This window comes from Rhizobacter sp. P2_D12, assembly GCF_056404395.1.
Map to the genome: position 1 here is coordinate 1 of NZ_JBFUEB010000129.1, position 15,729 is coordinate 15,729.

The window sequence follows — 15,729 nt, forward strand, 5'->3', positions numbered from 1 at the left end:
ACTTCGAGGACCATGCCGGCCCGGCCGCGCGGCGCGCGCTCGCCTGCGCCGCCGAGGTGCTGCATGCGACGCCCGGCGTGGCCTGGCCCGACGCCGCGCTGGCGCGTGCCGCGGCCTTCGTGACCAGCGCGGCCGAAGGCGGCGCGCTGCACCTGCCGACGCTGCGCGAGCGCGCGGCCGAGTACGAGCCGCTGTCGGTCGACCGCTTCATCGCCGGCGCGCTGCAACCGGCCGAGTGGTACGTGCGGGCGCAGCGCTTCCGGCGCCTGTACCGCGAGCGCGTCAACGCCCTCTTCGCCGACTGGGACGTACTGCTCGCGCCGGCCACGCCGGTGCAGGCGACGGTGATCGGCGCCGAGACCTTCGCGCTGAACGGTGCCGACATGCCGACGCGCCCGTCGATGGGCCTGCTGACGCAGCCGGTGTCGTACGCCGGCTGCCCGGTGGTGGCGGCACCGCTGTGGCCGGACGGCCTGCAGAAGCTGCCGATCGGCGTGCAGGTGATCGCCGCGCCGTGGCGCGAGGACCTGGCGCTGCGCGTGGCGCGCGCGCTGGAGGCGAGCGGCGTCGCCGTGTCGCCGGTGGCCGGGATCTGATCGATGGACATCAACCGGCCCGACGTGCTCGCCGAGGTCGCTGCGGCCTTCGAGCGCTACGAACGCGCGCTGGTCGGCAACGACGTCGCGGTGCTCGACGAGCTGTTCTGGGACAGCCCGCACACGCTGCGCTACGGCGTCGGCGAGAACCTGTACGGCATCGACGCGATCCGCGCGTTCCGCGCCGCGCGGCCGGCCACCGGGCTGGCGCGCACGGTGCTGCGCACGCAGGTCACGACCTACGGCCGCGACTTCGCGACCACGCACATCGAGTTCCAGCGCGACGGCGGCACGCGGCCCGGCCGGCAGACGCAGGCCTGGATGAGAACACCGGCAGGCTGGCGGGTCGTGTCGGCCCATGTAAGCTTGCTGGGATGAAACCGCTGGCCACGAAGAACAAGCCGCGCGCCAACCCCCGCGAACTGACGCGCGCCGAATCGGCCTACCGCCGCATCAAGGCCGCGATCTTCGATTTCGTGCTGCTGCCGGGCGACGGCTTCACCGAGAGCGACATGGCCGAGCGGCTCGAGATGTCGCGCACGCCGGTGCGCGAGGCGCTGTTCCGGCTCGAGCTCGAGGGCTACGTGCAGGTGGCCTTCCGCAGCGGCTGGAGCGTCTCGCCGTTCGATTTCCGCAAGCTCGAAGAGCTGTACGACCTGCGCGTGGTGCTGGAGGCGACGGCGGTCGACCGGCTGTGCGCGGCCGAGCCCATGCCCGACCTGGGGCTGCTGAAAGCGACCTGGCTGGTGCCCGAGAAGGAGCGCAAGAGCGACACCGCCGAGGTGGCGGCACTCGACGAGGCCTTCCATGCGACGCTGGTGTCGGCGGCCGGCAACCTGGAGATGGCGCGCGTGCACGCCGACGTGACCGACGGCATCCGCATCGTGCGCCGGCTCGATTTCACGCAGCCGCCGCGCGTCAGCGCCACCTACGACGAGCACGCGAAGATCCTGAAAGCCATCCTGGCGCGAAGGGCGGACGCGGCCAAGCTGATGCTGCGCACGCACATCGAGGCGTCGAAGGCGGAAGTCAGGAAGATCACGCTGCACAAGCTGCACAGCGCGCGGCCGGCGGCGGGGCAGCTCTGACCCGGATTGTCATCCGGGCTACACGGAACCGGCCGTAGCCCGGATGACAATCCGGGTGCGTTGTTATGCTTGCGCCCCTGAAAACCACGCCCACGAAGCGAAGGTAGAGCCCCATGCGGCTGATGAGAACGTTGTGGAGTGTCCTGGTCCTGTGCCCCGTGCTGGTCGCAGCCGCGCCTGCCCCGGAGCCGCTGGCCATGCTGACCATCGTCGACGGTGAAGCCGTCGTGATCCGCGAGGCCTCGCGCCTCGCGCCCGCCGAAGGCATCAAGCTGCTGCGCGAGGACATCGTCGAGACCGGCGCCCAGGGCCGGCTGCTGCGCATCGAGTTCAACGACGGCCTGGTCGCCGACCTCGGCCCCGGCACGCGCGTGCAGATCGCGCCCCGGCTGGCCGGCCGCCCCGCCGGCCGCTTCTACCTGCTGCAGGGCTGGGCCAAGGTCACCGCGCCCGCCGCCTTCGCCGGTCCGGTGTTCAACAGCCCGCTGTTCGACGCCACCGGCATCGCCCAGCGCGTCGTCGTCTCGGTGCAGCCGGGCGATGCCCACGTGTTTGCCGAAGCCGGCGAGGTCGCCCTGGCCGAGTTGCGCGACGGCCGGCCGCTCGGCAACGTCACGCTGAAGAGCGAGCAGTTCCTGACCCGCAACCCGGACGCCAAGGGCAACGTCGCCACGCGCCCGACCCCGGCCTTCATCCAGCGCGTGCCCAAGGACTTCCTCGACACGCTGCCGTCGCGCCTGGAGCGCTTCAAGGGCCGCGAGATCGAGCCCAAGCGCCTGTCGGGCATCGCCTACGACGACGTGTCGGCCTGGATCGACGCCGAACCCGCCCTGCGCGCCGGCTTCGTGCCGCGCTGGAAGGGCGAGGCCCGCAACGCGGATTTCCGGCGCGGGCTGGTCGCCAACCTGCGCGGCCACCCCGAATGGGACCGCACGCTGTTCCCCGAGAAGTACCTGCCGAAGCCGGGCGATACTCGCAAGCCGCATTGAGCGGGCTGCATCCGTCCGGCCGCCCGCCCCGTAAGTCCCCCCAATCTCCCAGCGCCCACGAGGTCCCATGAAGCTGCTGCTGAAGTTCAACCTGGTGTTCCTGATCGTGTTCGCGCTCGGCCTGGGCGCCGCCGGCACCATCGCCCGCACGCTGCTGCAGCAGAACGCGCACGACGAAGTGCTGGACCGCGCGCGGCTGCTGATGGAGAACGCGCTGGCGGTCAGCTCGTACACCGCGACGCAGATCGCGCCGCTGCTCGAGACGCAGATGAAGTACACCTTCCTGCCGCAGTCGGTGCCGGCCTACTCGTCGACCGAGGTGCTGAACACGCTGCGCAAGAACCACCCCGAATACGCCTACAAGCCGGCGATGCTGAACCCGACCAACCCGCGCGACCGCGCGCAGGACTGGGAAGAGGACGTGATCCAGCAGTTCAAGCAGAACCCGGAGCGCACCGAATTCGTCGGACAGCGCTCGACGCCGTCGGGCCCGGTCACCTACATCGCGCGCCCGATCAAGCTGTCGAACGCGGTGTGCCTGCGCTGCCACAGCACGGTCGAGGCGGCGCCCAAGCCGATGGTCGACAAGTACGGCCCGGCCAACGGCTTCGGCTGGACCATGACCGAGGTGCTGGGCGCCCAGGTGGTGTCGGTGCCGATGTCGGTGCCGCTGGAGCGCGCCGACCGCGCGTTCCGCGTCGTGATGGCGCTGCTGGCCGGCGTGTTCCTGTTGATCGTCGTGGCGCTCAACCTGATGCTGTGGCAGCTGGTGATCCGCCCGGTGAGCCGCCTGTCGACGCTGTCCGACCGGGTCAGCCTGGGCGAGCTCGACGCGCCCGAGTTCAGCACCCGGTCACGCGACGAAATCGGCGTTTTGGCGGAATCCTTCACGCGCATGCGCAAGAGCCTGGTGCACGCGCTGAAGCTGCTGGACAGCTGATCGGCGATGCTCGGGAGTTGCAGCCTGGCCCCCGGCCCTTGACCCGCACCCCATGAAACACCCCGAGCAGCTCGGCAAGTACCCGATCACCGGCGTGATCGGCGAAGGCGCCATGGGCGTGGTGTACAAGGCCTTCGACCCGATCATCCAGCGGCCGGTGGCGATCAAGACGATCCGCAAGCACCTGGTCGGCGAGGACCTGTCGGGCTCGTCCACCGCCGAGCGTTTCCGCAACGAGGCGCAGGCGGTCGGGCGCATGTCGCACCCGAACATCGTGCCGATCTACGAGTACGGCGAGGACGACGAGACGGCCTTCATCGCGATGGAGTACGTCGAGGGCCGCACGCTGTCGAAGATCCTCGCGGCCACGCCGCGCCTGCCCGAGGTCGACATCCTGCGGCTGATGGACCAGCTGCTCGACGCGCTCGACTGCGCGCACCGCCACGGCGTGTGGCACCGCGACATCAAGCCGGCCAACCTGATGGTCACCACCACCGGGCAGCTGAAAGTCACCGACTTCGGCATCGCGCGCATCGAGTCGCAGGTGCTGACGCAGGTGACGTCGACCATCGGCACGCCCGGCTACATGGCACCCGAGCAGTACATCGGCGAGGGCGTGGACCACCGCGTCGACCTGTTCGCCGCCGGCGTGCTGCTGTACGGCATGCTGGTCGGGCAGGCGCCGTTCCGCGGCTCGCCCGAGACGGCGATGTACAAGGTGCTGAACGACGAGCCGACGCCGCCGAGCAAGATCGAGATCGCGCCGCGGCCGGAGTTCTACGACAGCATCGTCGCGCGCGCGATGGCCAAGAAGCCGCAGCAGCGCTTCGCGACGGCGGCGCTGTTCCGCCAGGCGCTGGCGCGGCGCGTGCTGCCGGTCAGCGACGACGAATCGGAAACGACGGTGATCCTCGCACCGGCGCGGCCGGCCGCCGCGCCGTCGGCCGACCCGCATGCGCCGACGACCCCCTATTCGACCGGGCGCACCACCGCGCCGCCGACCGGCTGGGACCCGCAGACGCTGGCGCGCGTCGAGCTGGCGCTGGCCTCGTTCGTCGGGCCGGTGGCCAAGGTGCTGGTGCGCAATGCGGCGCGCTTCAGCACCGATTTGCCGAGCCTGGCGGCCAAGGTCTGCGAGCACCTGAGCAGCGATGCCGACCGGCAGCGCTTCACCGCGAAGCTGGGGGACACCGGGACGATGGCGAAGACGCACCCGACGAATGCCTCGCTGCCGACCGGGCACCATGTGCTGACGGACGAGGTGGTGACGCAGTCGCGCAAGGTGCTGACGGCCCACCTGGGGCCGATCGCGGGGGTGCTGGTGAAGAAGGCGCAGGCCAAGGCGCAGTCGCAGGAGCAGTTCATCGCGCTTTTGGCGGAGAACGCGGCGGCGGGGAGTGAGCGCGAGAAGTTGATCGAGGCGCTCAAGCGCGGCGGGTGAAGCTGCCCCGGATTGGGCATCCGGGCTACCTGACGGCCCTGCGCATCGCGCCCAACGACCCCGTCCACCCCACGATCCCGCCCTGCGCGCGGACCATCGACAAGGTCGCCGCCTTGAACTGCGGGAAGTACGAGCCCGTCGCCTCCTCCACCAACAGGCATTCGTAGCCGCGGTCGTTCGCCTCGCGCATCGTCGTCTGCACGCACACCTCGGTCGTCACGCCGCCGAGGATCAGCCGCGTGATCTGCCGGTCCTGCAGCACCTGCGACAAGCGCGTCGCATGGAAAGCGCCCTTGCCCGGCTTCGCGATCACCACGTCGCCCGCCTGCGGCAGCAGTTCCGGCACGAAGCCCGCCCCCGGTTCGCCCTCGATCAGGATGCGCCCCATCGGCCCCGGGTCGCCGATGCGCAGGCTCGGCTTGCCGCGCAGCCGCTTGGCCGGCGGGCAGTCCGACAGGTCGGGGCGGTGGCACTCCTGCGTGTGCACCACCAGCACGCCCAGCGTCCGGCACAGCGCCACCAGCTCCACCGCCGCCGGCACCACCGGCGCCAGCAGCGACACGTCGTTGCCCAGCGCGGCGCCGAAGCCGCCCGGCTCGATGAAGTCGCGCTGCATGTCGATCATCACCAGCGCGGTGTGCGCCGGCTCGAACTCGAACGGGCCCGGCAAGGCGTCGACCTGGATCATCAGTGGCTTCCCCCCATGTGGTGGCCGAGCACGTGGCGGTCGGCGTCGCGCGCATCCGCCTCGTGCACGATGCGCCCCTCGCTCATCACCGCGACGCGGTCCGACAGCGCCAGCAGCTCGTCCAGGTCCTCGCTGATCAGCAGCACCGCGCCGCCACGGTTGCGCACGTCCATCAGGCGCTGGTGGATCTCGGCCACCGCCGCGAAATCGAGGCCGAACACCGGGTTCGACACGATCAGCACGTCGGCCTCGTCGCTCAGCTCGCGCGCCAGCACCGCGCGTTGCACGTTGCCGCCGCTCAGCGAGCGGATCGGCGCCAGCTCGCCGCGCGTCTTGACGCCGAACTCGGCGATCAGCCGGCGCGCCCGCTCGCGCAGCGCCGACGCACGCAGCCAGCCGCCGCGCGATGCCGGCGGCCGGTCGAACGCGCGCAAGCCGATGTTGTCCGACACGCTCAGGTCGCCCACGCAGGCGTTGCGCAGCGGCTCTTCCGGCAGGCTGCGCACCTTCAGCCGCTGGTTCTGCGCACGCGTGGCCGTGAAGCGCTCGCGCTGCTCGCCGTGGCCGACCCACACCTGGCCCGACACGCGCCGCCGCTGGCCCACCAGCGCCTCGGCGAGCTCGCGCTGGCCGTTGCCCGAGACACCGGCCACGCCGACGATCTCGCCGGCATGCACGGCCAGGCTCAGGCCATTGACCGCGGCCTGGCCACGGTCGCCATCGACCGTCAGCGACTCGATCGCCAGCCGCGCCGCGCCGCGTTCGCGTTCCACCCGCTGCGGCGGCGCGAACTCGCGCTTCGCCTCGGCCGCATCGCCGGTGGCCCCGACCATCTCCGCCGCGAGCTGCTGCGGATCGGTCTCGGCCACGCGGTGTGCCGCCACCAGCCGGCCCTTGCGCAGCACGCTGACGTCGTCCGCGTATGCGGTGACCTCGCGGAACTTGTGCGTGATCAGCACGATGCTGCAATCGCCGGCATGCGCGCGGTCGCGCAGCAGCCCCAGCACCTCGTCGGCCTCCTGCGGCGTCAGCACCGAGGTCGGTTCGTCGAGGATCAACAGCCGCGGCTTCAGCAGCAGCTGCTTCAGGATCTCCAGCTTCTGCTTCTGCCCGGCCGACAGCTGCTGCGGCGTCGCATCGAGGTCGAGCTTGAACGGCGTCGTCTCCAGGAAGGCCGACAGCTCGGCGCGCACCTTCGGCCAGTCGATGAGGGCCGGCAGGTGGCCGCGCGCCAGCAGCAGGTTCTCGGCCACCGTCATGCCCGGCACGACGGTGAAATGCTGGTAGACCATGCCGATGCCCAGGTCGCGCGCGACCACCGGCGAGGCGATGTCGTGCTCGCGGCCGTCGATCAGCACGCTGCCTTCCTCGGCGCGCTGGTAGCCGACGACGCACTTCACCAGCGTGCTCTTGCCGGCGCCGTTCTCGCCCAGCAGCGCGTGCACCGTGCCGGGCCGCACCGCGAGCGACACGCCGTCGAGCGCGGTGAAGGCGCCGAAGCGCTTGGTCAGCTGGTAGGTGTCCAGCCGAAGCGCCCCCGTCTTCATGCCTTCATCTCCCGCCGGAAGACTTCCAGCGTGTGCGCCTTCACCTTGACGAAACGCTCGTCCGACACCGCCTCCGGCACCCTTGGCCGCGGCATCTCGAACGGCACGAACTCGGCGATGCGCGTCGGTCGCCGCGTCAGCAACAGGATGTGGTCGGCCAGGAACACCGCGTCCTCCAGGTCGTGCGACACGATCACCATCGTGACGCCGGTGGCAAGGTGCGCCTCCTGCAGCTTCTCGCGGATGAAGAGGGTCATCTCGAAATCCAGCGCCGAGAACGGCTCGTCGAGGAACATCACCTCGGGCCGCGGCGCCAGCGCCCGCATGATGCACACCGTCTGCATCTGGCCGCCCGACAGCTCGTACGGGTAGCGCTTCAGATCGAAGCGGATCTCGAACAGCTTCACCAGTTCGTCGACCCGCTCGCGCACCTGCGCTTCCTTCATGCCCTTGCGGCGCAGCGGGTAGGCGATGTTGTCCCAGGCGCTGATCCACGGGAACAGCGCATCGCGGTAGTTCTGGAACACGTAGCCGATGTCGGTCTGCTTCAGCGTCTTGCCGTCGAACAGGATCTCGCCGGCATCCAGCGGCACCAGCCCGGCGATCATGTTCATCAGCGTCGACTTGCCGCAGCCGTTGGGGCCGAAGATCGAGACGATCTCGCCGCGCGGCAGGTCGAGGCTGAAGTCGGTGTACAGCGGCGAGCCGGCAAAGGACTTGCACAGCCCGCGGATCGTCACGTGCGGCAGGTTCGCGGCGGGACCGTTCATGCCTTGCCGCTCCAGTGGATCAGCTTCTTCTCGACCAGCAGGAAGGCCAGGTTCAGCAGGTAGCCGAGCGCGCCGGTGACGAGGATCGAGGTGTACATGTCCTTGACGTTGAACACCTGCTGCGCATCGATGATGCGGTGGCCGAGGCCGGTCTCGGAGCCGATGAACATCTCGGCGACGATGACGATCACCAGCGCCATCGAGACAGCGCTGCGCAGGCCGACGAAGGTCTGCGCCAGGCTCTCCATCAGCAGCACGTCCTTGAACACGTGCCAGCGCGACACGCCCATGATCTGCGCCGCCATCACGCGCGTCTTCTTCGCGTTCATCACGCCGTAGGCGCTGTTGAACAGCACGATCAGCATGGCGCCGAAGCTGGCGATCGCGATCTTGTTGATGTCGGTGATGCCGAAGATCAGCATGAACAGCGGGATCAGCGCCGAGCTCGGCGTCGAGCGGAAGAAGTCGATCACGAACTCGACGCTGCGGTAGGCGAGCTCCGAGCTGCCGAGCAGCACGCCCAGCGGCACGCCGATCAGCACCGCGATCCCGAAAGCCGCCAGCGTGCGGTAGAGCGTGGACAGCAGGTCGGGCAGGATCGCGCCGCTGGTCACGGCGCCCCACAGGTAGGCCAGCGTCTCGCCGGGCGGCGGCAGCAGCACCGGCTTGATCCACCGGGCCGAGATCACCAGCTCCCACAGGCCGAACAGCAGCAGCGGGCCGATGAGGGGAAGCAGGCGGCGGTCCATCAGGCGCGACGCGAACATGGCGTGCCTCCCGGATCAGGCGGTGTAGAGCAGCGGCTTCACCGGCACCGCGCGCGAGAAGATCTTGCGCTCGGTGAACACGTCGAAGAACTTCTGGAACGCGTCGATGTCGCTCGGCTTGAACTCGTTGTAGAGCGTGAAGCCCGACAGCGGCACCTCCTTCACCAGCGAGGCGTCGATCGACGTGAAGCCGTCGAGGTGGGTGCGCGATTCCTCGGGGTTCCGGCGCACGTGATCGACCGCCTTCGCGTAGGCGGCGATGTACTTCCTCGCGTCGGCCGGGCGTTCCTTCAGCAGCGTGCTGGTGACGCTGGCCGAGCCGCCGAACCACGGCGCATCGGCATCGCCGAGCACGTACTTGCTGATCACGCCGGTCTCGAGCACGCGCGTCAGGCCCTTCAGCCGGCCGGCGGTGCCGGTGGGCTCGAGCGTGTAGACCGCGTCGATCTGTCCGCCCACCAGCGCCGGCACGTGCTGGCCCACCGGCAGCTCGGTCACCTGCGGGTTGGCCACGCCGTTCTTCTCCAGCATGATCTTCGCGAGCGTGACGTTCTGGATGCCGGGGCCGCTGGCGATCTTCCTGCCCTTCAGGTCGGCCAGCGACTTGATCGGGCTGTCCTTCGCGACGACGAACTCGTCGAGCACCAGCTTGTGGTTGGACGGGTTGCTGCAGATGATCTTGAACAGGCCCGGCGAGGTGATCTCGGCCAGCGCCAGCACCGCCGAGGCGGTGCCGTTGGCCGAGCCGTGGATGCGGCCGGAGATCATCGCCTCGGCCACCTGCTGCGCGCTGGAGAACTTCACGCCCTCGACGTCGAGGCCGGCTTCCTTGAAGAGGCCGCGCTCGAGGCCGGCATACAGCGGCAGGCCGCTCGCGATCGGCCAGTAGCCGATCAGGATCTTCTCGTCGGCGGCGCGGGTGAAGCTTGCGGCGCCGAGGGTGGCTGACGCGGCGAGGGTCTGCAGGGTGCGGCGGCGGGTGATCATGAACTACTCCTGGTGAATCTGGATCGCGTCGATCAAGGCGTTCGAATCGCTCACCGCCCCGAACACCCCACCCTGCATCGTCACCATCTTCAAGGCCGCCAGGTGGTTGCCGAGGTCGGTGGCCGCGGTGCAGTCGGACAGGATCAGGCATTCGTAGCCGCGGTCGTTCGCGTCGCGCATCGTCGTGTGCACGCAGACGTCGGTCGTGATGCCGGTCAGCACCAGGTTGCGGATGCCGCGCGTGTGCAGGATCAGGTCGAGGTCGGTTGCATAGAACGAGCCCTTGCCGGGCTTGTCGATCACCGGCTCGCCGGGCAACGGTGCCAGTTCGGGGATGATCTCCCAGCCCGGTTCGCCGATCGTCAGGATGCGGCCGCACGGTCCGAGGTCGCCGATGCCGATGCCGCCGGTGCCGATCTGCCGCGAGCGCCAGCGCTTGTTGGCCGGCAGGTCGGCAAGGTCGGGCCGGTGCCCTTCGCGCGTGTGGATCAGCGGGTAGCCCGCCTCGCGCATCGCGGCCATCAGGCGCGCAAGCGGTGCGATCGGCGCGCGCGTGAGGCCGATGTCGTAACCCATCTTGTCGACGTAGCCGCCCTCGCCGCAGAAGTCGACCTGCATGTCGATCACGACCAGCGCGGTGTTGTCCGGCCGCAGGTCGCCGTCGAAGGGCCAGCGGTACGGGTCCGCCGTCACGTAGCGCGTCATCGGGACACCCCCAGTTCGGCTGGCGCGCCCTTCACGGTGCGCGTCGGCGAGCAGGTCCACACCAGGATCGCGAGCGTCAGCACGTAGGGCACCGCGTTGAAGAGGTGGTAGCCGCTGCTGATGCCCACCGACTGCAGTGCCGGGCCGAGCGCACCGGCCCCACCGAACAGCAGCGCCGCGCCCAGGCAGCGCCACGGGTTCCAGCGCGCGAAGATCACCAGCGCGACGGCGATCAGTCCCTGCCCGCTCGACAAGCCCTCGTTCCAGCTGCCCGGGTAGTGCAGCGACAGCGATGCACCGCCCAGCCCGGCGATGAAGCCGCCGACCACGGTGGCCGCGATGCGGATGCCGTTGACCGAGTAGCCGAGCGAGCGCGCCGCGTCGCTGGAGTCGCCCGCCATGCGCAGCACCAGGCCGAAGCGGGTCGCCTTGAAGCCCCAGGCCAGCAGCGCCGCGAGCGCGACGCCGATCGGGAACAGCGCGTTGACCTGCAGCGCCGAGCGCACCTGCGCCGAGCTGCTCCAGTCGCCCAGCGCCAGCGCCGGGATCTGCGGCGCCTGCGGCTGGATCAGCGGCTTGCCGAGGTAGAACGCGAGGCCGCTGCCGAGCAGCATCAGCGCGATGCCGGTGGCGATGTCGTTGACGCGCGGCAGCGAGCACACCAGCCCGTGCAGCAGCGCAAGCAGCGCACCCGACAACCCGCCGACCAGCACGCCGACCCAGGCCGAGCCGCTCAGGTACGCGCCGCCGAAGCCGCTCATCGCCGAGAACACGAGCACGCCTTCCAGGCCCAGGTTGATGCGGCCGGCCTTCTCGGTCACGCACTCGCCGAGGCTGACCATCAGGAACGGCGTGCCGACGCGGATCGCACCGCCCAGCACGGCGATCAGCACGTTGATGAACAGCTCGGTGCTGGTCATGCCGTCACCTGCGGCGCGATCGGCACGGTGGCAGGCTCGGAGACAGGCCTGGCACGGGCGACGAACAGCTTGCCGCGCAGCGCCTCGCTGGCGAGGATCAGCAGGAAGGCGAAGCCCTGCAGCACCAGCACCGACGCATCCGGCACGTCCATGCGCCGCTGCAGCAGGCTGCCGGCGGCGCCGAAGCCGCCGAACAGCACCGCCACCGGCATCACGACCCACGGGTTGTGGCGCGCGACGAAGGACACCAGGATGCCGGCATAGCCCAGCCCGGCGATCAGCGATGCATTGGCGCTGGTGTGCACCGCCAGCACCTCGATGCCGCCGGCCAGGCCCGCGCAGGCGCCGCCGATCGCGCAGGCGGCCACGGTGATGCGCGCGCCCGGCAGCCCCACCAGCAGCGCGGCGCGCGCATTGCCGCCGACCACGCGCGTCGCGAAGCCCGATGGCGTCTGGAACAGCCACAGCCCGAGCGCGACGCAGGCGACGATGCCGAAGGCCAGGCCCCAATGAATGTCGCTGCCGCCGATGCCGCCGATCAGCAAGGCCTCGGCGATCGGCCGCGTCGACGGCTTGTTCAGGCTGGCCGGGTCGCGCAAGGCCCCTTCGACGAGGTGCTTGAACAGCGCGATGGCGATGTAGGCCAGCAGCAGGCTGCTGATGGTCTCGTTGACGCCGCGCCACTGGCGCAGCACGCCGGCCAGCGCGATCCACGCGGCACCGGCGAGGCCGGCCGCGAACAGCAGCAACGCGCTGCCGAAGACGTTGCCCGGCGGCGCGAACAGGTACGGCAGCGTCGCGCACGCGAGCCCGCCCAGCACCAGCGCGCCTTCGCCGCCGATCACCACCAGCCCGGCGCGCGCCGGGATCGCGACGCACAGGGCCGTCAGCATCAGCGGCGCGGCACGCTGCAGCGAGTTCTGCCACGAGAACCAGTCACCGAACGCGCCCTTGAACAACAGCGTCCACGCGTCCACCGGGCTCTTGCCGCCGACCCAGATGAAGCCGCCGAACAGCAGCAGCGCACCGCCCATCGCGAGCAGCGGCAGCGCGACCGATTCCAGCGTGTCGGCGGTGCGCGCGTTCATCTCAAGCGCCGGTTTTCCCAACGACGCCTTCGACCAGGTAGTTCATGCCCTCCAGCGTCGGGTCGGTCTGCTTGAAGACCTTGCCGGCCTCGATGATCGTCTTGCCGGCGTTGTCCTTCAGCGGACCCTTGAAGATGTCGAAGCTGCCCTTCAGCATCGCGGCCTTCACGTCGTCGGCCGCCTTCTTCGCCGGGGCCGACACCATCGAGCCGTACGGCGAGGGCTTCACGAAGCCCTCCTTCAAGCCGCCGCGCACGAAGTTCGGATGCGGCTTGCCGGTGCGGGCCGCATCGATGATGGTCTTGTAGGCGGTGATCCAGTTCCACTCGGCGCCGGTCAGGTAGGCGGCCGGCGCCAGCTTCGCCTGGCTCGCGTGGTAGCCGCAGACGAACTTGCCGCGCTTGGCCGCGGTCTCGACGATGACCTTCGGCCCGTCGACGTGCATCGTGAAGACATCGATGCCCTGGTCGGCCAGGCTGTTGGTGGCCTCCGCCTCCTTGACCGGCATCGACCAGTCGCCGGTGAAGATCACCGTCGTCGTGATCGACGGGTCGACCGAGCGCGCGCCCATCGTGAACGCGTTGATGTTGCGCAGCACCTGCGGGATCGGCTTGGCCGCAATGAAGCCGAGCTTCCTGCTCTTGCTCATGTGGCCGGCGACGACGCCGTTCAGGTACTGGCACTCGTCGATGTAGCCGAAGAAGCTGCCGGTGTTCTTCGGGTGCTTGCCCTCGGTCCACATGCCGCCGCAGTGCGCGAAGCGCACGTTCGGGTTCTTGCCCGCCACCGCCAGCATGTGCGGGTCGAAGTAGCCGAACGAGGTGGGGAACAGCAGCGTCGCGCCGTCCTGCGAGATCATGCCCTGCATGGTCTTCTGCACGGCCGTGGTCTCGGGCACGTTCTCTTCTTCCACCGCCTTGATGCCGGGCAGCTTCTTGATCTCGGCCACCGCCTCGGCATGGGCCTGGTTGTAGCCGAAGTCGTCCTTCGGGCCGACGTAGATGAAGCCGACGGTGATCGGCGCCTGGGCCTGGGCCAGGCTGCCGATGCCACCCAGCGCCAGCGCCGCGCCGGCACCCTTCAGGACATCGCGACGATTGAACTCTGCTGTAGCCATCTCTCGCTCCTTGCGTCAGCTGCGTGTGGAGGGAATCGCAGGAGTCGTGCCCGTCCGCGCCCGACTTCCGACCGCTCCGTTTAGAACACCTTCTTGTATACATGCAACCGGCGTGCCAGCCGGGCGCACCGGGGAAGGCGGCGACCGGGTGGCAGGTCGAGGTCCCAAACGGGGGCGCCGGGGCCGGGGCGAAGCGCCAAGCGCGGGCGGCGAAGCACCAAAAGCGACCAGGGCCATGGCCCGCCGATGGCCTGCGGCGACGCGGGCCGATGGCTCCTTGGGAGAAGCCCGCACGCGCTGCGCTACGGCGTCGGCGAGAACCTGTACGGCATCGACGCGATCCGCGCGTTCCGCGCCGCGCGGCCGACCTCCGGGCTGGTCTGACGGTGTCCGTCAAGGATTCTTGTCCACCTCGTCGTGCGTACCCAAGGCACGAAAGTAGGCAACGCCCTTCTCGACCGTGAAGCTGGCTTTGCATGTGTCGTTGGCCGTTGCGTGCAGGGTCCAGACGGGTACCTGCACGTGTGGATCGAGCGCCGAGCGAACCGTGATGCTCTTGAGCTGGTGAACGTGCAGGCCGGGCGGCATCGGATCTTGCCGCGGCAACAACGCGATGCGGGAGAAGACCTCGGCCAACACCGCAGCGTCCAGCTTCTTCAACTGCCGCCGAAACTGCGCATTGCCGCAGTCAATGCGCTCGATCAGGAAGCCAGCCACGGCGCGGCGCGGCGCTCAGAGGCGTTCAAGCAGTTTCTGGACTTCTTCCGGTGTGCTGGCAGTCCAGCCTTCCTCGCGCGGGGCACGATCGGCATCGTGCTCCAACAGGTCGGTCTTGAGTGCCAGGATTTCTTCGAACAGATCGGCCGAAGTTCTCAGAACCAACCTCACCGCATCGAGCGCTGGCGAGGAATTGCCATGAGGCATCGTGGCTTGGAGGCTGAGCAACCCAGCTCGGAGAATCTGCAAACGATCGGCAAACCGATCCAACAATTCGGACAGGTCGAAGTCCGCATCGATCAGGGATTCGCTCCTGTCATCCGTAACACGCGAGCGAGCGCCCCGAAACCACACAGCGTGCCGAGCCAGACGCTTCGACGTTCGATTGAAGTAGTGTGCCAACAGGTGGTTCCCGATGAAGGGAACCTGCGCCAACACCCGGATCGCCGCACCCACCGGTCGATTCTCTCGCTCAACCTTGGCCAACTGGCTGGGGACCAGGGCCTGGAGTTCGAGGGCGCAGGGCATGGCAAGGTTGAGCAGAAGCGTCATGGACTTTACCGGAGGACAGGGCGTGGGGCGAGACCGTATTCCCCGAGCTCCCTTCCGGCAATGGCACGGATGTCCCTGCGTCAGTTCGATGCCTTGATCAGCCGCCCGCTCGCCGACTGGATCGGCCGCGCATTCATCGGATACAGCCGCGCGAAGATCCCGATCTGCTCGGGCGAGATCCCCACCGGCTGCTTCATCACCATCCACAGCACGCCTTCACTGCACGGCGGCGTGGTCAGCGAGCCCATGTAGGTGAAATAGCCGCGCTCGGCGGGCAGCAGGGCGTTCAGGTCCAGCGTCGCACGCGCAGCCACCTCGTCGCCCTTCTCCAGCGGCAGGTTGTTCCACACCGTCTGCACCACCGGCTGCACGCTGCCGCGGTCCAGCAGCACCGCCACCACCGCCAGCTTGCCGTCGAGGTCCTTGTGCACCAGGTGGGCGACCATGTCGTACTGCCGGCCGTTCACGCGCTCTTCCGACGGCCGGTGGAAATGGAACTGCAGCAGCTCGAAGCGCCGCCCCATCACCTCGATCGAATTGCCGGGCGCGACGTTGACCTGCACCGTGTGGCCGTTGTCCAGCACCTTGAAGCCGCTGGGCTTGTAGTCGAACTGCACCGGATCGAGCTGCACCGAAATGCCATCGCGGATGTCGATCGGGCTCTGGCGCTTGCCGGACGAGCAGGCGCTGAACTCGGGCTTCAGCTTGCTCCAGTTCTCCGGAGCGCCGTCGCCGCTGTAGTCCCAGTGCGGCGACGCGCCATGCGCCGCGACCAGCGAGCGCGCCGGGCGCGTCGCGATCGGGCGCGGTTCGCCGC

Annotated in this window: 18 protein-coding genes and 1 pseudogene; 7 read left to right on the top strand and 12 right to left on the bottom strand. The window is 69.3% G+C overall.

The features are described 5' to 3' along the window. The 6 genes from AC1DYN_RS28160 to AC1DYN_RS28185 form a co-directional block, all read left to right on the top strand. A partial coding sequence (locus tag AC1DYN_RS28160) for an amidase family protein (RefSeq protein ID WP_477965320.1) occupies positions 1-596 on the top strand: 596 nt, incomplete at its 5' end. A gap of 3 nt (positions 597-599) precedes the next feature. Continuing rightward, entirely contained in the window at positions 600-974 is a 375-nt protein-coding gene (gene hpxZ, locus AC1DYN_RS28165; RefSeq protein WP_477965322.1) for an oxalurate catabolism protein HpxZ, read from the top strand. Beyond that, positions 971-1,684 (top strand): GntR family transcriptional regulator, encoded by a 714-nt coding sequence (locus AC1DYN_RS28170; protein ID WP_477965324.1) that lies wholly within the window; start codon positions 971-973, stop codon positions 1,682-1,684. Before hpxZ ends, AC1DYN_RS28170 begins: the two co-directional genes overlap by 4 nt. Positions 1,685-1,881: 197 nt before the next feature. Beyond that, a complete protein-coding gene (locus tag AC1DYN_RS28175; RefSeq protein WP_477965326.1) occupies positions 1,882-2,673 on the top strand; it encodes a FecR family protein in 792 nt (263 codons plus the stop codon). A gap of 67 nt (positions 2,674-2,740) precedes the next feature. After that, positions 2,741-3,613 carry a Tll0287-like domain-containing protein gene (locus tag AC1DYN_RS28180; protein WP_477965328.1) on the top strand — a complete coding sequence of 291 codons (873 nt, stop codon included), beginning with the start codon at positions 2,741-2,743 and terminating at the stop codon, positions 3,611-3,613. Between the two features lie 52 nt (positions 3,614-3,665). Continuing rightward, a complete protein-coding gene (locus tag AC1DYN_RS28185) occupies positions 3,666-5,054 on the top strand; it encodes a serine/threonine-protein kinase (protein ID WP_477965330.1) in 1,389 nt (462 codons plus the stop codon). Positions 5,055-5,079: 25 nt separating this feature from the next. On the opposite strand, the gene AC1DYN_RS28190 is transcribed toward AC1DYN_RS28185, so the two are convergent. Genes AC1DYN_RS28190 through AC1DYN_RS28230 form a run of 9 tightly spaced genes read right to left on the bottom strand, consistent with a single transcriptional unit; the run spans position 5,080 to position 13,643 of the window. Beyond that, on the bottom strand, positions 5,080-5,742 hold the full coding sequence (locus tag AC1DYN_RS28190) for a cysteine hydrolase family protein (protein ID WP_477965332.1): 663 nt from the start codon (positions 5,740-5,742) through the stop codon (positions 5,080-5,082). Next, positions 5,742-7,289 carry an ABC transporter ATP-binding protein gene (locus AC1DYN_RS28195; protein ID WP_477965334.1) on the bottom strand — a complete coding sequence of 516 codons (1,548 nt, stop codon included), beginning with the start codon at positions 7,287-7,289 and terminating at the stop codon, positions 5,742-5,744. Before AC1DYN_RS28195 ends, AC1DYN_RS28190 begins: the two co-directional genes overlap by 1 nt. After that, positions 7,286-8,059: an ABC transporter ATP-binding protein gene (locus AC1DYN_RS28200; RefSeq protein WP_477965336.1), complete on the bottom strand. Its 774-nt coding sequence runs from the start codon at positions 8,057-8,059 to the stop codon at positions 7,286-7,288. The genes AC1DYN_RS28195 and AC1DYN_RS28200 overlap by 4 nt, the downstream gene beginning before the upstream one ends. Then, complete coding sequence (locus AC1DYN_RS28205) at positions 8,056-8,826, bottom strand: ABC transporter permease (protein WP_477965338.1); 771 nt, start codon at positions 8,824-8,826, stop codon at positions 8,056-8,058. The genes AC1DYN_RS28200 and AC1DYN_RS28205 overlap by 4 nt, the downstream gene beginning before the upstream one ends. 15 nt (positions 8,827-8,841) lie before the next feature. Beyond that, positions 8,842-9,813, bottom strand: coding sequence for an ABC transporter substrate-binding protein (locus AC1DYN_RS28210; protein WP_477965340.1), 972 nt, complete (start codon positions 9,811-9,813; stop codon positions 8,842-8,844). A gap of 3 nt (positions 9,814-9,816) precedes the next feature. After that, a complete protein-coding gene (gene biuH, locus AC1DYN_RS28215; protein ID WP_477965342.1) occupies positions 9,817-10,518 on the bottom strand; it encodes a biuret amidohydrolase in 702 nt (233 codons plus the stop codon). Next, the gene (locus tag AC1DYN_RS28220; RefSeq protein WP_477965344.1) at positions 10,515-11,438 is read right to left on the bottom strand and encodes an ABC transporter permease; all 924 of its coding nucleotides are present in this window, start codon (positions 11,436-11,438) and stop codon (positions 10,515-10,517) included. Before AC1DYN_RS28220 ends, biuH begins: the two co-directional genes overlap by 4 nt. Next, entirely contained in the window at positions 11,435-12,526 is a 1,092-nt protein-coding gene (locus AC1DYN_RS28225; RefSeq protein ID WP_477965346.1) for an ABC transporter permease, read from the bottom strand. The genes AC1DYN_RS28220 and AC1DYN_RS28225 overlap by 4 nt, the downstream gene beginning before the upstream one ends. Position 12,527: 1 nt before the next feature. Continuing rightward, positions 12,528-13,643 carry a BMP family ABC transporter substrate-binding protein gene (locus tag AC1DYN_RS28230; protein ID WP_477965348.1) on the bottom strand — a complete coding sequence of 372 codons (1,116 nt, stop codon included), beginning with the start codon at positions 13,641-13,643 and terminating at the stop codon, positions 12,528-12,530. 285 nt (positions 13,644-13,928) lie between these two features. Between AC1DYN_RS28230 and AC1DYN_RS28235 the strand changes: the two are divergent. Beyond that, positions 13,929-14,021 (top strand): annotated as a pseudogene (locus AC1DYN_RS28235) (AtzH-like domain-containing protein); the annotation flags it as partial. A 15-nt stretch (positions 14,022-14,036) separates the two neighbouring features. Here AC1DYN_RS28235 and AC1DYN_RS28240 read toward each other — a convergent pair. The 3 genes from AC1DYN_RS28240 to AC1DYN_RS28250 form a co-directional block, all read right to left on the bottom strand. Further along, complete coding sequence (locus AC1DYN_RS28240) at positions 14,037-14,360, bottom strand: hypothetical protein (RefSeq protein ID WP_477965350.1); 324 nt, start codon at positions 14,358-14,360, stop codon at positions 14,037-14,039. Positions 14,361-14,375: 15 nt separating this feature from the next. After that, entirely contained in the window at positions 14,376-14,912 is a 537-nt protein-coding gene (locus AC1DYN_RS28245) for a hypothetical protein (protein WP_477965352.1), read from the bottom strand. Between the two features lie 80 nt (positions 14,913-14,992). Continuing rightward, positions 14,993-15,729 (bottom strand): carbonic anhydrase (locus tag AC1DYN_RS28250; protein ID WP_477965354.1); only part of this gene is annotated, 737 nt, incomplete at its 5' end.

Bases quoted from the DNA above. Each gene is read 5' to 3' on its own strand.
- hpxZ (WP_477965322.1), top strand. From the start codon at position 600: ATGGACATCAACCGGCCCGACGTGCTCGCCGAGGTCGCTGCGGCCTTC.
- AC1DYN_RS28170 (WP_477965324.1), top strand. From the start codon at position 971: ATGAAACCGCTGGCCACGAAGAACAAGCCGCGCGCCAACCCCCGCGAA.
- AC1DYN_RS28175 (WP_477965326.1), top strand. From the start codon at position 1,882: ATGCTGACCATCGTCGACGGTGAAGCCGTCGTGATCCGCGAGGCCTCG.
- AC1DYN_RS28180 (WP_477965328.1), top strand. From the start codon at position 2,741: ATGAAGCTGCTGCTGAAGTTCAACCTGGTGTTCCTGATCGTGTTCGCG.
- AC1DYN_RS28185 (WP_477965330.1), top strand. From the start codon at position 3,666: ATGAAACACCCCGAGCAGCTCGGCAAGTACCCGATCACCGGCGTGATC.
- AC1DYN_RS28190 (WP_477965332.1), bottom strand. From the start codon at position 5,742: ATGATCCAGGTCGACGCCTTGCCGGGCCCGTTCGAGTTCGAGCCGGCG.
- AC1DYN_RS28195 (WP_477965334.1), bottom strand. From the start codon at position 7,289: ATGAAGACGGGGGCGCTTCGGCTGGACACCTACCAGCTGACCAAGCGC.
- AC1DYN_RS28200 (WP_477965336.1), bottom strand. From the start codon at position 8,059: ATGAACGGTCCCGCCGCGAACCTGCCGCACGTGACGATCCGCGGGCTG.
- AC1DYN_RS28205 (WP_477965338.1), bottom strand. From the start codon at position 8,826: ATGTTCGCGTCGCGCCTGATGGACCGCCGCCTGCTTCCCCTCATCGGC.
- AC1DYN_RS28210 (WP_477965340.1), bottom strand. From the start codon at position 9,813: ATGATCACCCGCCGCCGCACCCTGCAGACCCTCGCCGCGTCAGCCACC.
- biuH (WP_477965342.1), bottom strand. From the start codon at position 10,518: ATGACGCGCTACGTGACGGCGGACCCGTACCGCTGGCCCTTCGACGGC.
- AC1DYN_RS28220 (WP_477965344.1), bottom strand. From the start codon at position 11,438: ATGACCAGCACCGAGCTGTTCATCAACGTGCTGATCGCCGTGCTGGGC.
- AC1DYN_RS28225 (WP_477965346.1), bottom strand. From the start codon at position 12,526: ATGAACGCGCGCACCGCCGACACGCTGGAATCGGTCGCGCTGCCGCTG.
- AC1DYN_RS28230 (WP_477965348.1), bottom strand. From the start codon at position 13,643: ATGGCTACAGCAGAGTTCAATCGTCGCGATGTCCTGAAGGGTGCCGGC.
- AC1DYN_RS28245 (WP_477965352.1), bottom strand. From the start codon at position 14,912: ATGACGCTTCTGCTCAACCTTGCCATGCCCTGCGCCCTCGAACTCCAG.